The sequence below is a fragment of the Kibdelosporangium persicum genome, from assembly GCF_013280595.1.
GTDB classification, from domain to species: Bacteria; Actinomycetota; Actinomycetes; order Mycobacteriales; family Pseudonocardiaceae; genus Kibdelosporangium; species Kibdelosporangium persicum.
The window spans coordinates 312585-325669 of the sequence record NZ_JAAATY010000009.1; the positions used below are offsets into that span (position 1 = coordinate 312585).

The window sequence follows — 13085 nt, forward strand, 5'->3', positions numbered from 1 at the left end:
CAAGAGTCAGCCGAAGGGTAGCGAAATGGACAAGACAGTTCCCCGTCTCACCCGGCCGTACGACCCGGATGAGCTGGACGCCGCGGTCCGCGAACGCGGCGCTGTCGTCCTGTCCGGGGCGTACACCACGGAGCAGTGCGACACGTTCCTCACCGAAGTCGGCAAGCACCTGGCCGAGCACCCGGAAGAGGCGGACTACGCGGCGAGCTCGGTGCTCGGTGGCTTCCAGGGTGACACGACCGCCACCCTGCACGGCCTTGTCGGGACCATCCCCTGCGCGCCGGAGATGGTGCTGCAGCGCGACATCGTCGACTGCGCCCGGCGCGTGCTCAGCCCGTTGTCGGACACGATCCTGCTGACCATCGCCGAGTACATGGCCCGCAAGCCCGGCGCGTTCCGCCAGGAGCTGCACCTGGACACGTTCTCGTGGCGCCATGTGCCGCCAAGCCCGAACCCGATCGCGTTGACCGTGATGGCGGCGATGAGCGACTTCACCGCCGGCAACGGCGCCACCTGGGTCGTGCTGGACAGCCACAGCGGCTCGCCGATGGCTCCGGCCCCGGACTGGAGCGAGGCCGTCCAGGCCGAGATGAGCAAGGGTGACGCCCTGTTGTTCCGGGCGGACCTGTTCCACGCGGGCGGCGCGAACACGACAGAGTCCGACGTCCGGCACATCTTCTCCATGGGCTTCCAGGTCGCCTGGCTGCGTCAGGTGGAGAACAGCTCGCTCAGCGTGCCCCCGGCCAAGGCCGCGCAGCTGCCGCCGGAGTTGCAGGAACTGCTCGGCTACTCGCACGAACTGGTGCTCGGCCTCTACAAAGGCGGTCACCCGCGCAACGCGCTGACCACAGCATGACGCTGGTGGGTGGCTCGCGGCCGACGCGAGCCACCTCGTGTTCATCTGCCGGGTTCGTACCTGCGTCGCATCAGGTGCCGCGCGATCAGGGTGAGGGCGAGCGACGGCACACCGACCAGCAACGCCAGCTCGGTCCGGCCGGCCGCGGCGATCAGGAACGTGCCGAGCACGATCCGCTCGGCGACCACGATCTCGTGCGCCCGCAGCCCGACCGCCCGGGGAATCGGCCGGGGCGCCCGCACCACGCTCGACAGCGACATCCCGCCGAGGGCGACGACGACCAGCAGGGCGGCGTAGTAGATCGGGACGTCGATTCCGTACCCGAGAACCGGCCACAGGGCCGCGATGGCCACCCACCCGAGGAAGAACATCTTCAAACCTCGCACAGTCGCCTCGTCACCGCGCTGCACGGGATACGTCAAATAGCCGCCGCGCCGATCGCCGTCCCGGTCGCACAAGGCACCGAGCAGATTCGACCCCGAGTCGTGAATCCAGAACATCAATGCCAGCGGAACGAGTTCCCAAGCCGGCAACGGCTGCACGGTCATCGAACCGTAAAGCACGGTCAACGCGGTCGGCAGGCCCCGGCTGATGTTGCCCCACAGGCCTTTTCCCTTGAGCTTGCTGGCGTAGGCGATACCGAACACGGCGGCGGCCACCGCCAGCAGCACGGTCAGCGGGTTGACCAGCACCGCGACCAGGCCGCTCGTGCCGATGAGACCGATCATCAGATTCTTCGCGGTTTTCGCGGAAATCCGTCCGGACGGGATGGGCCGATGCGGTTTTGTCAGCGCGTCCAGTTCCCGGTCGAAATAGTCGCCGCCATACAACGAGGCGATCCACGCGAGGGTCGGTACGAGCCACGCGAAGAACAGCAGATGCCCCGGCGCGTCCGGGTCGGCGAGTATGGCGCCGCTCAATCCGACGGTTCCCGCGTAGAAGATCGTGTCGGGGCGACAGGCTTCCAGATGGGCAAGGACTGTGACCCGAATTGCCGGAGTGCCGTGCATAATCTGGGACGGTAGCAAGAAATCGATGTGCTCTTCAGTGCCGCGCGAGGGGATTTTCCATGGCACGCACCGCACTCGTCGCCGGGGCCGGAATCGCGGGCCTGGCCGCGGCCGCCGCACTGGTCCGCCACGGCTGGACGGTCCAGGTCTTCGAACGAGGTCCCGATCTGCGGGCCACCGGCGGCGGGATCGGCATCACCCCCAACGGGATGCAGGCGCTCGACGCGATCGGAGCCGGCGACTCGGTACGCGCCCGCTCCGTGATCCAGCGGGAGGGCGGAGTACGGGTACCGAGCGGCCGGTGGATCGCCCGGACCGGGCTGGGGTTCGTGGAGGAACGCTATGGCGAGTCCATCCGCGCCCTGTTGCGGATCGAACTGGTGCGCGCGCTGGCCGAGGCGCTACCGGCCGGGACCGTCCACTATGGAGCGAAGGTCGAGCCCGGTCGCTTCGGCGATCAGCACGTACCGGCTTCGATCCGGGTGAACGGCGAGGAGATCGAGGCGGATCTCGTGGTCGGCGCGGACGGCATCCGGTCGGCTCTGCGCGGCGCGATGCACCCGGACCACCCAGGGCTGCGGGACACCCGGTCAGGCAGCTGGCGGTGCGTGGTCCCGGCGGGCGGGCTCGCGCCGGTCGCGGCCGAGACGTGGGGCGCCGGGCTGCGCCTGTCCGTCCTTCCGTTGCCCGGCAACAAGGTGCACTTCTCCGCGCTGGCCCGGCTGACGGGCCGGCGGCGTGCCTCGGGCACGTACGAGGACCTGGTCCGGTTGTTCGGCGGGTGGCACGACCCGATCCCCCTGATGCTCGCCCGTGCCTCGGCGGAACAGCTTTTCTTCGACCACATCGAGGAGCTGGCAACTCCGGCCGACACGTTCTTCCTCGGCCGGACAGTGCTGCTCGGCGACGCGGCACACCCGATGACGCCCAACGTGGGGTCCGCGAACCTCGCCATGGAGGACGCGGTGGAACTGGGTCACGCGGTGGCGGGCGCGCAGTCGTGGGACGCACTGCGAACCGGCCTGGTGGCGTACGACGCGAGCCGCAGACCGCGCACGGCCAAGCTCAGCACGATGTCCCGGTGGATGGGCCGGGTCGCCGAGATGTCCACGCCCGTCGCGGTGACCGCGCGCAACTGGGGTGTCTGGCTCGGCGGGCTGCTGCCCGAGGCGGTTTCCCAGCGGTCGATGGACGCCATGGTGCGCTGGTCGGTCCCGCCGGTCCGGTGAGACCGGTGACCTGCGCACGGCGTTCGTCCGCAGCTCGTTGCGGTTTTCCCTGACCGCTGTTTGAATACTTTCAACAAACGTCACTCTTTCCTGACGTTCATTGTCGATCGATGCGTCCGGCCGGGACCCGGCCGATATGCGGATGGGGTCGCATGGAAGCGCAAGATTTCGAGCTGCTCATCGGTCAGAACATCATCCAGCGATATCATTCCGACAGCACACGGCCGGATGTCTTCGAATTGCTCGGCCGTGAGTGGGATCTGCTGGACGATGTCTGGCCGCCCGCTTATTCCCCGGGTGGCGAACTGTACGCGCACCTGATTCCGTTCCACGAGATGTCGGCGTTCCTGGAGATGGGCTGTGGCACCGGGATCATGTCGGTGCTGGCCGCACTGGCGGGCACCGAGCGGGTGCTCGGGCTGGACATCAACCCGGCCGCGGTGCGCAACACCGAGCTCAACGCCAAGCGGCACGGGGTCGCCGACCGGGTCACCGCACGGGTGAGCGACCTGTACTCGGCGGTCGAGCCCGGCGAGCGGTTCGACGGGATCTACTGGAACCCGCCTTTCCTCAACGCGCCCGCCGATGTCGTCGACTCGTCGATATGGCATGAGACGATGTTCGACCCGGCTTACGCGAAAATGCGGCATTTTCTTCGCGCCGGACGGGAGCTGCTCAATCCGGGCGGCCGGGCGTACCTCTGGTTCGGCGAAGCACTCGGAAATCCGACGCTGATCAGCGATCTGGCCGACGAGACCGGCTACGAACTGCATGTGCTGACCAAAATCGAAATGTCCGAGATACCGGAGGCGCTGGTCGACGCGTTCCCCGGAGATCTGGTGGGCGGGGACGAGAACGAGTATGCGGCGTGGCACCTGCATCTGCTCGAACTGAAACCGCGGTAAGCGACCATGAACGGGGCCGTTGCGTGATGAACGAAATGCCGCAGAAGGCGCTCAAGATCGCCGACGAGGTGCTGTTGCCCGCCGCGAGCGAAGTCGACCGCACCGGGCGGATTCCGGACAGCCACTTCCGCAGGCTGGCCGAGGACGGTTTCTACGGCCTGGTCGCGCCGCCCGAGTTCGGCGGGCCCGGTGTCGACTTCCCGGACTTCCTGCGGATCATCGAGACGCTGGCGAGCGCGTGCCTGACCACCGCGTTCACCTGGCTCCAGCACCACGGCGTGGTGATGGGCCTGGCGATGACGCCCAACGCGGCGCTGCGGGAGAAATACCTCGGCCGGGCCGCGAGCGGGCAACTGCGCGGCGGCGGCGCCTTTTCCGGCGTCATCCCGGACCCGCCCCGCGTGCGGGCGACCCGGGTCGACGACGGCTGGTCGTTGCACGGTGACGTCACGTTCGTCAGCGGCTGGGGCATTGTCGACGTCCTGCACGTGTCGGCGTACGACGAGACGAGCGGCGACGTCGTCAGCGGTCTCATCGAAGCCCGTGCCGGCAACGGGATCGTCAAAGTGCAGCCGCTGGATCTGGTCGCCGCGCAGGCGAGCAACACGGTCCGGCTGGTGTTCGACGACCTGCACCTCGCCGACGACATGGTCACCACCCGCGCCAACCGCGAGGAATACCTCGGCGGTCTGGCCATCGGGTTGCGAGTGGACAGTTCGTTGGCGCTCGGCCTGATCCAACGCGCGGCGGCGGGACTCGATTCCGTTGGCCAGCAGGAGATGGCAGACGCGTTCCGAGCCGAATCCGCCAGCCTGCGGGCGAGGTTCGACGCCGTCATGGCCGATCCCTCCGCCATGCCCGCGATGCGCGCCGAGTGCTCGGCTTTGGCCGTACGGGCCTGCACCGCTTTTGTGGTCGCGGCAGGCGGCAGGTCGTTGCTGCAAAGCCATGACGCGCAACGGCTGGCCAGGGAATCGCTGTTCACCCTCGTCGTCGCCAGCCGTCCCGCGGTGAAGACGGCACTGCTGGGGATGCTCGACGTGTCGGGAGCCGCCGGATGAACAAGGCTCCGTTCGTGGACGGCTACCTCGCCTATGACGACATCGGCGACGGTCCACCGGTCGTGTTCCTGCACGACGGCACCCTTGACCGCCGGGTGTGGGTTCAGCAGCTGCACGCCTTCGACGGCTATCGAGTGCTCAATGTGGACGCTCGGGGACATGGCGAGTCGTCCACGCCCACCACCGAGTACCTGCGCGGCGACGATGTGACGGCCCTGCTCGACCACCTCGGCCTGGCGTCCGCTTTCCTTGTCGGACAGGCGATGGGCGGGACGAGCGCGCTCGACACCGCACTGGACCACCCCGGCCGGGTGGCCGGACTGGTACTCAGCGGCTGCGGCACGTCCGAGCAGTACTGGCAGAGCGAGTTCGTGGTGGATCTGCTGAAACGCCAGATGGAGTGCGCGTTCGCCCGGGACACCGACGGGTACGTCGAGATGTTCCTGCGGCTGTGGGTCGACGGACCCCACCGGCGACCGGACCAGGTCGAACCGTCCATCCGGGAGCGTTGCCGCGAGATGGCCATGCACACCGCCACCCAGCACGCCCGGCCGAACCCGGTGATGCCGGGCAAGGCGGCGGACACGTGGAACCGCCTGTCCGATGTGCGCGTCCCGCTGCTCGGCATCGCCGGCGAGCTGGACTGCACCGACATCCACGACATGCTCGACCGCATTGTGTCCACTGTGCCCAATGCGAAGCTCGAGTCGTTCGCGGGCAGCGGGCACATGGTCAACATGGAGCAGCCAGAACGGTTCAACGAGGCGGTCCGGCGCTTCCTGGACGAGGTGAGCTGAGCATGGACACCCAGTCGTTCACCTTGCCGTTCGACCGGCGCTCGCCGTTCGAACCGCCTGCCGCGTACGCCGATCTGCGCAAGGTCTCGCCGGTGGTCCGCACGGTCACCGGCGCGGGCACCTACGCATGGGTCGTGCTCGGCGCCAAAGAAGCCCAACGTGTGCTGTCGGACAAGCGGTTCGCCATCACGCGGGAAGGCGACGAAGTGGACACCGAGTCGTTGCTCTGCGACGGCGAGCACCACGCCCGGCTGCGCCGGGTCATCTCCCGCGGCTTCAGCCCACGCACGCTGGGCGACCTGCGGCCCGTGGTCGACCGGATGGCCAGTGACTTCGTCACGGACATGCGCGCCGCCGGCTCGCCCGCGGACCTGGTGGCGAAGCTGTCCCGGCCGTTGACGCTGGCGGTGATCACCGAGATGCTCGGTGTGCCGGTGGACGACCGGGAACGGTTCTACAAGTGGGCCGAGACCGTATCCGCGGTGATCGCCGACGACATGCAGGGCTGGGCCGGGGCCTGGGGCGAGCTCGTGGAGTTCCTCGGCACGCTGATCGAGGCCAAGCGTGCGACGCCGGGACCGGACCTGCTCAGCGCGATGATCGCGGTACGCGACAGTGACGACGGCAGGCTCAACGACCGCGAGCTGATGCTGGCGGCCGCTTCGCTGCTGTCCGGTGGTCAGCTGACCACGGTCAACTCGCTGACCATCGGCGTGATCAAGATGCTCGAGTTCGGTGGCGGACTGGGCGTCCTGCACGACGACCGCTCGATCGAGATCGCCGTCGAGGAGATGCTCCGCCACCAGGCCGGCATCAGCGGTGAGGCGTTCCCCCGGTGGGCGCGGGAGGACGTGGAACTCGGCGGGCACGCCATCGCCGCGGGCGACATGGTGATCGTCCGGCTGGAGGCGGCCAACCGGGACCCGGCGGTGTTCACCGACCCGGACCGGTTCGACCCGCGCCGAACGCCCAACCAGCACGTCAAGTTCGGCTATGGCCCGCACCGGTGCATCGGCGCGGCCGTGGCCCGGATGGAACTCGTCGCCGCGGTCAGGGCCTTGGCCGACCAGCTTCCCGGTCTGAAGCTGGCGACCCCGCTGGACCGCATCCGGTGGACCGACCACCCGCTCGACAGCGGGCCCGCCGAAGTGATCGTCACCTGGTGAACGGTCACGGCTGACCACGTCGCCGGACAACGGGCACCGTCCGTCCCGGCTGTGCTTCCCGCTCGGACGAACAGAACTGGGGCAAGGGGACTGACCCATGGTAGATCGACCGCTGAAGGTCTGGCTGGTGCAACAGGGTGTCTGGGCCATGTCGCTGGAGTCGATGCCACTGGCCTCCGGCTATCTGAAGGCCACCGCACTGCGCGACGAGCACATCGCGGCCAACGCCGACATCCGGATCCACAACTTCGACGGCGGCAGCACGTTGTTCGGCATGGCCAACGACCTGTTCGCGGCCGGCACGCCGGACGTGCTGGCGTTCTCCGTACTCGGCTGGAACTACCAGGAGTTCTCCGCGCTGGCGGAGACGTTCAAGCAGCTCAACCCGGACGGCTGGGTGATCTTCGGCGGCAACCACGTGTCGCAGCAGGCGACACGGGTCTTCGCCATGCACCCGTACGTCGACGTCATCGTCAACGGTGAAGGCGAGTTCACCTTCTGCGACCTGGTGCGGGCCCGGATCGACGAGCAGTCGCCCCGTGCGCTGCACGACATCGACGGCATCTCCTTCCAGGACGAGGACGGAGAAGTGGTCACCACCAAGGACCGGCCGCGCATCGAGAACCTCGACGAGATCGAATCCCCGTTCCTCAGCGGTGCCATCCCGCTGACCGGCAAGGACGGCAAGTTCCCGTACGACGTGGCCTTGCTGGAGACCAACCGCGGCTGCCCGTACAAGTGCTCTTTCTGTTACTGGGGCGGCGCGGTCGGCCAGCGGGTGCGTGCGTTCTCCCGTGAGCGGTTGCGCCAGGAGATCGAACTCTTCGCCCAGCACAAGGTGCACACGTTGGTCCTGTGCGACGCGAACTTCGGCATGATGCCGATCGACCTGGAGTTCGTCGAGGACGTCATCGCGGCCAGACAGAAGTACGGCTATCCGAAGAGCATCGAGACGTCGTGGGCGAAGAACAAGTCCGCGGTGTTCTACAAGATCGTCAAGGCGATGAAGGACGCGGGCCTGCACAGCTCGTTCACCCTGGCGTTGCAGACGTTGGACGACAACACGCTCGACCTGATGAACCGCCGCAACATGAAGGTCAACGACTGGGAGAGCCTGGCCGAGTGGCTCGGCAAGGAAGGCTTGGACTGCTACGCCGAGCTGATCTGGGGCGCACCCGGCGAGACCATCGAGACCTTCATGAAGGGCTACGACCGGCTCGCCAACCACGTGTCCCGGGTCGCGGTCTACCCGATGCTGATCCTGCCGAACACCACGTACCACACCGACCGGGACCGGTTCGGCCTGGTGACCGTGCGCGGCAACACCGACGACTTCGAGTACCTGCTGTCGCACGACACGATGTCACCGCGCGACAACCAGTACATGCACCGGTTCATCTTCGTGTCCCGGTTGATCGCGGAGAACCCGGTGCTGCGGTACGTCTGGGGCCCGTTGCGCACGCTCGGCGGAATCACCCAGTCCGAGCTGATCCGGTCGCTGATGGACTGGTTCGAAAGCGACACCCATCCCATCGCGGAACCGTTCCGCACCGGCATGGTGAACTCGTTCACCGACTCCGACGTGCTGGCACCGGTGCTCACCCTGCTGTACGGCAGTGACGAAGCCAAGGACATGTTGCGGCGCTGGTGGAACGAGTCGGTCATCCCGCTGGTGCCGTCGGACTTCCGGTCGCTTTTGGACACCGTGTTCGAGTTCGACCTGCTGACACTGCCCGCGTACACCATCCCAGGACGTGACCCGTCACCGCGCTACGCCAACGAGACCCTGCCGGAGGTGCAGGTCGACGGCGACGGTTACTACGTATGGCGCGACGTGTGGAAGGGGTTCGACGTCCCGGCGCTCACGTTGGCGTTGCGGCGCAACGAACCCTACGAGCACCTGCTCGGCGAGACGGTGCACTCGCTCTACTACAAGGTCGGCGCCGACCACTTCCTGCCGTCGACCAACCACGAGGAAATCCTCTACTACATGGGCAAGCTGGAGCGGCAGCTGGTGCGGTCCTGACGTGTCCGGGTTGACGATCTTCGCGCACGATGGAGGGAACGATGTCTGGTCATGTGACGATCGACGCGATCGGGGGCGACGCCGGACCACGTGACCGGTCGCCATCGGCCCCCGGCCACGCGTCCCTTGTCGACAAGGTGGGCGAGCGGCTGGCCGGGCGCTGGCAGGCCGAGTCGAGCCTGCTCGCCGCGATGTGCGAGCACGCGCTTGTGCCCACGGGCAAGCTGTTCCGGCCGATTCTGCTGCTCGAGTCGGCCTGCGCGGTCGGTGGCGACGCCGACGTCGTGTTACCGGCGGCGGTCGGCGCCGAGTGCGGGCACGTGGCCAGCCTGGTGCACGACGACATCATCGACAACGACGACCTGCGCCGGGGCCGGCCTTCGGTGCAGTTCAAGTTCGGCGCGGACAACGCGATCGTCGCGGGCGACGCGTTGATCTTCGACCTGTTCGCCGCGCTGGCCGAATGCCGCCACACCGGCGCGCGGCCCGACCGGATCGTCGCCGCGCTCGACGTCGTCGCCCGCTGCGGCATCGACCTGTGCCGCGGCCAGAGCCTGGAAGCCGAGCTGTGCGAACGGGTCGACTTCGACCTCGACGCCTACCTGACCATGGTCAAGCTGAAGACCGCCGCGCTGTTCAAGGGCGCGTGTGAATGCGGCGCGCTGCTGGCGGGCGGCGAGGAGCACATGGTCCGTGCGCTGGGGACCTACGCGGAGAACCTCGGCTGTGCCTTCCAGATCCACGACGACGTGATGTCCTACACCCGGGACACCGACGTGATGGGCAAGCCGGACACCAGCGACATCCGTAACGGCAGGCTGACCCTGCCGGTCATCCTCGCCTACCGGACGGCCGAGCCGCACGACCGGCTGGCGATCACCGAAGTGCTGGTCGGCCAGGGAGATCCGGCGGCCCGGCGGAGCACCCTGATGGAGATCCTCGACCGGACCGGCGCGATCAACGTCGCCGCCGAAATGGCCAGGCAGTACTGCGAGCAGGCGATCGCCGCCCTACAGGTGCTGCCGCCGACGCCCAGCCGGGAGCGGCTGGCGTCCTTCGCCCAGGCCGCGATCGACCGGGACCGGTGATCCGATGTCCCCGGACACCACCGCCACCCCACCACACCGGCGGGTCGTGCTGGCCCAGCCACGAGGTTTCTGCGCGGGCGTGCACCGTGCCATCGCGATGACCGAACGTGCGCTGGAACTGCACGGCCCGCCGGTCTACGTCCGCAAGCAGATCGTGCACAACCACTTCGTCGTCGGCATGCTGGAGCGCAAGGGCGCCCGGTTCGTCGACTCGATCGCCGAGGTCCCGCAGGGAAGTGTGTGCGTGTTCTCGGCACACGGGGTGTCCCCGGCGGTCCGCGGCGCCGCGGACGAAGCGAGCCTGCACGTGATCGACGCGACGTGCCCGCTGGTGTCCAAAGTGCACCAGCAGGCCAAGCGGGCCACCCGTGACGGCCGTCTGCTGCTGCTGATCGGCCACAACGACCACGAGGAGACCGAGGGCACCCGCGGCGAGGTTCCGAATCGGACCATCGTCGTCGAGACGGTCGAGGACGTCGACCGTCTCGACCTGTCGCCGGACACCCCGGTCGCCTACCTGACCCAGACGACGTTGTCCGTCGACGACACCGCCGACGTGGTCGACCGAATCCGCACGAGGTTCACCGACGTCGAAGAGCCGTCGAGCGACACCATCTGCTACGCCAGCCAGAACCGCCAGAACGGGATCAAGTCGCTGGCGCGGCAGTGCGAGCTGATCCTGGTGGTCGGCTCGGAGAACTCCAGCAACTCGCAGCGGATGGTCGACGTGGCCAGGCAGGCAGGCGTACGCGGCCACCTCGTGCCGGACGTCGGGCACCTGCGCGAGGAATGGCTGCACGACGTGCGCACCGTGGGCGTCAGCTCAGGGGCCAGCGCTCCGGAGGTCCTGGTCGACCAGGTGCTGGCACGGTTGGCCGAACACGGGTTCGGCCAGGTCGACGTGGACCTCACGGCCGTGGAGGACGTCGTGTTCTCGATGCCGGGCGACAGGTCCGCCCCGGAACCGGCACCGGCCGGGGACGCCGCTGCGATGCGCCTGCTGCCATCGGTCCGGCAGCCCGCCGACATCCGGCGATTCACCGTGGCGGAGCTGACCGGCCTGGCCGCCGAGATCCGCCGGTTGCTCGTCGAGGAGGTCTCGCGCACCGGCGGTCACCTCGGCCCGAGCCTCGGCGTGGTCGAGCTGACCCTCGGACTGCACAGGGTGTTCGACTCCCCCACCGACCGGATCCTCTGGGACACCGGTCATCAGGCGTATGTCCACAAGATACTGACCGGGCGGTGGCCCGAGTTCGGCCGGATGCGCCAACGTGGCGGGCTGTCCGGATACCCGTCCCAAGCCGAGTCGCCGCACGACATCATCGAGAACTCACACGCGTCCACCGCGCTGTCGTACGCCTATGGCATGTCCAAGGCGGACGAGGTGCGGGGCGTCACCGGCCGCCGGGTGGTCGTCGTGGTCGGCGACGGGTCGCTCACCGGCGGAATGGCCTGGGAGGCCCTGAACTGCATCGCCGGCGAGGGCAGACGGGTCGTGATCGTGCTCAACGACAACGGCCGGTCGTACTCACCGACCGTCGGCGGCCTGGCCAGGCATCTGGCGGGTGCGGAGCCGAACACGTTCTTCGAATCCCTGGGACTGAGCTATATCGGCCCCGTCGACGGGCATGACGTCGTCGCCGTGCAGTCGGCACTGGTCCAAGCATCTGCTGTGGACGGTCCGGTGGTCGTGCACACGCTGACCCGTAAGGGATACGGCTACGACCGCGCCGAGAACGACGACGTGGACAGGTTCCACGCGGTCCGGCCGATGGATCCCGTGACCGGGGCGCCACTGTCGTCCAGTGGCCGGTCATGGACGTCGGTCTTCGGCGACGAACTCGTCCGGATCGCCGAGAAACGCGGTGACGTCGTGGCCATCACCGCCGCGATGCAGGACCCCACCGGGCTCAGCGCGTTCGCCCGGCGGTTCCCCGACCGGGCGGTCGACGTCGGCATCGCCGAGCAGAACGCGGTGACCGCGGCGGCAGGTATGGCCATGGCGGGTTTGCGGCCGGTGGTCGCGATCTACTCGACGTTCCTCAACCGCGCCTTCGACCAGGTCCTGCTGGACGTGGCGCTGCACTCGTGCCCGGTGGTGTTCGTCCTCGACCGTGCCGGGGTCACCGGCGACGACGGGCCGTCCCACAACGGGATGTGGGACATGTCGTTGCTGAACATCGTGCCCGGCATGCGGATCGCGGCACCTCGTGACGCCGCGACGTTGCGGGCGGCGTTGCGCACCGCTGTGCACACCGCCGAAGGGCCTTGCGCGATCCGCTTCCCGAAGGGCCCTGTCGGCGAGGATCTGCCTGCGGCCTTCTCGTACGCCGGGCTGGACGTGTTGCGGCCCGATCCCAGCGATGACGTGCTGCTGCTGCCGGTCGGTGTGATGGCCGGGATGTGCATGGACGTCGCCGACCGGCTGCACGCGCAGGGAATCGGCGTGACAGTGGTCGATCCGTGTTGGATCCGGCCGGTGAACCCGTTGCTCCGGGCGATGGCGCCGCGGTTCCGCGTGGTCGCGACGGTCGAGGACAACCTGAAGATCGGCGGGTTCGGCTCGGTGCTCGCCCAGGACCTGCGGGAGGCGGGCGTGACCACACCGGTGACGAGTTTCGGTATCCCCCAGCGTTTCCCCGCACACGGCAAGCGGGCCGAGGTGCTGGCGGAATGCGGGCTGACGGCCGAGGTGATCGCCGCCCGGCTGGCGGGCCTGATCGCCGACCCGGCCGGGTGGCTGGCCGTCGAGGCGAGCGGACCGGTCGGATGAGCGTCCAGCTCGGCATGCCGTCGCTGCCGCCGCCGGTGCTGTCGGAGCGCCGTAAGACCCGTCAGTTGATGGTCGGGTCGGTGGGTGTGGGTAGCGAGTTCCCGGTGTCGGTCCAGTCGATGACGACGACGGTGACCGCGGATGTGAATGCGACGTTGCAGCAGATCGCGGAGT

The 13085-nt window shown here is 68.2% G+C and carries 11 protein-coding genes and 1 pseudogene; 11 read left to right on the forward strand and 1 reads right to left on the reverse strand.

The window, feature by feature from the left end; all coding sequences use genetic code 11:
* The first annotated feature begins 25 nt into the window (after positions 1-25).
* Positions 26-856: a phytanoyl-CoA dioxygenase family protein gene (locus GC106_RS19140; protein WP_173132260.1), complete on the forward strand. Its 831-nt coding sequence runs from the start codon at positions 26-28 to the stop codon at positions 854-856.
* A gap of 41 nt (positions 857-897) precedes the next feature.
* Here the strand turns inward: GC106_RS19140 and GC106_RS19145 are convergent, their stop codons facing one another.
* Positions 898-1866: a UbiA family prenyltransferase gene (locus GC106_RS19145; protein WP_173132263.1), complete on the reverse strand. Its 969-nt coding sequence runs from the start codon at positions 1864-1866 to the stop codon at positions 898-900.
* Positions 1867-1925: 59 nt separating this feature from the next.
* Here GC106_RS19145 and GC106_RS19150 point away from each other — a divergent pair, with 59 nt between their 5' ends.
* The 10 genes and pseudogenes from GC106_RS19150 to GC106_RS47900 form a co-directional block, all read left to right on the forward strand.
* Positions 1926-3095, forward strand: a complete 1170-nt coding sequence (locus GC106_RS19150; protein WP_173132266.1) for an FAD-dependent monooxygenase — start codon at positions 1926-1928, stop codon at positions 3093-3095.
* Positions 3096-3247: 152 nt separating this feature from the next.
* Complete coding sequence (locus GC106_RS19155) at positions 3248-4000, forward strand: methyltransferase (RefSeq protein ID WP_173132270.1); 753 nt, start codon at positions 3248-3250, stop codon at positions 3998-4000.
* 26 nt (positions 4001-4026) lie between these two features.
* A complete protein-coding gene (locus tag GC106_RS19160; protein WP_173132273.1) occupies positions 4027-5061 on the forward strand; it encodes an acyl-CoA dehydrogenase family protein in 1035 nt (344 codons plus the stop codon).
* Entirely contained in the window at positions 5058-5858 is an 801-nt protein-coding gene (locus tag GC106_RS19165; protein ID WP_173132276.1) for an alpha/beta fold hydrolase, read from the forward strand. The genes GC106_RS19160 and GC106_RS19165 overlap by 4 nt, the downstream gene beginning before the upstream one ends.
* Before the next feature lie 2 nt (positions 5859-5860).
* Positions 5861-7024 carry a cytochrome P450 gene (locus GC106_RS19170; protein WP_173132279.1) on the forward strand — a complete coding sequence of 388 codons (1164 nt, stop codon included), beginning with the start codon at positions 5861-5863 and terminating at the stop codon, positions 7022-7024.
* Between the two features lie 97 nt (positions 7025-7121).
* Positions 7122-9050, forward strand: coding sequence for a KedN5 family methylcobalamin-dependent radical SAM C-methyltransferase (locus GC106_RS19175; protein ID WP_173132282.1), 1929 nt, complete (start codon positions 7122-7124; stop codon positions 9048-9050).
* 41 nt (positions 9051-9091) lie between these two features.
* Positions 9092-10138, forward strand: coding sequence for a polyprenyl synthetase family protein (locus tag GC106_RS19180; protein ID WP_173132285.1), 1047 nt, complete (start codon positions 9092-9094; stop codon positions 10136-10138).
* A gap of 4 nt (positions 10139-10142) precedes the next feature.
* Positions 10143-11006, forward strand: a pseudogene (gene ispH / locus GC106_RS19185) (4-hydroxy-3-methylbut-2-enyl diphosphate reductase); the annotation flags it as partial.
* 123 nt (positions 11007-11129) lie between these two features.
* A complete protein-coding gene (locus GC106_RS19190) occupies positions 11130-12911 on the forward strand; it encodes a 1-deoxy-D-xylulose-5-phosphate synthase (RefSeq protein ID WP_173132388.1) in 1782 nt (593 codons plus the stop codon).
* On the forward strand, positions 12908-13085 hold a 178-nt coding region (locus GC106_RS47900; protein WP_173132288.1), incomplete at its 3' end, for a flavodoxin-dependent (E)-4-hydroxy-3-methylbut-2-enyl-diphosphate synthase. The genes GC106_RS19190 and GC106_RS47900, both read left to right, overlap by 4 nt.

What these genes read in the sequence shown, in the direction of transcription:
- GC106_RS19160 (WP_173132273.1), top strand. Translation starts at nt 4,027, where the DNA reads ATGAACGAAATGCCGCAGAAGGCGCTCAAGATCGCCGACGAGGTGCTG.
- GC106_RS19180 (WP_173132285.1), top strand. Translation starts at nt 9,092, where the DNA reads ATGTCTGGTCATGTGACGATCGACGCGATCGGGGGCGACGCCGGACCA.
- GC106_RS19165 (WP_173132276.1), top strand. Translation starts at nt 5,058, where the DNA reads ATGAACAAGGCTCCGTTCGTGGACGGCTACCTCGCCTATGACGACATC.
- GC106_RS19155 (WP_173132270.1), top strand. Translation starts at nt 3,248, where the DNA reads ATGGAAGCGCAAGATTTCGAGCTGCTCATCGGTCAGAACATCATCCAG.
- GC106_RS19170 (WP_173132279.1), top strand. Translation starts at nt 5,861, where the DNA reads ATGGACACCCAGTCGTTCACCTTGCCGTTCGACCGGCGCTCGCCGTTC.
- GC106_RS19145 (WP_173132263.1), bottom strand. Translation starts at nt 1,866, where the DNA reads ATGCACGGCACTCCGGCAATTCGGGTCACAGTCCTTGCCCATCTGGAA.
- GC106_RS19175 (WP_173132282.1), top strand. Translation starts at nt 7,122, where the DNA reads ATGGTAGATCGACCGCTGAAGGTCTGGCTGGTGCAACAGGGTGTCTGG.
- GC106_RS19150 (WP_173132266.1), top strand. Translation starts at nt 1,926, where the DNA reads ATGGCACGCACCGCACTCGTCGCCGGGGCCGGAATCGCGGGCCTGGCC.
- GC106_RS19190 (WP_173132388.1), top strand. Translation starts at nt 11,130, where the DNA reads ATGCGCCTGCTGCCATCGGTCCGGCAGCCCGCCGACATCCGGCGATTC.
- GC106_RS19140 (WP_173132260.1), top strand. Translation starts at nt 26, where the DNA reads ATGGACAAGACAGTTCCCCGTCTCACCCGGCCGTACGACCCGGATGAG.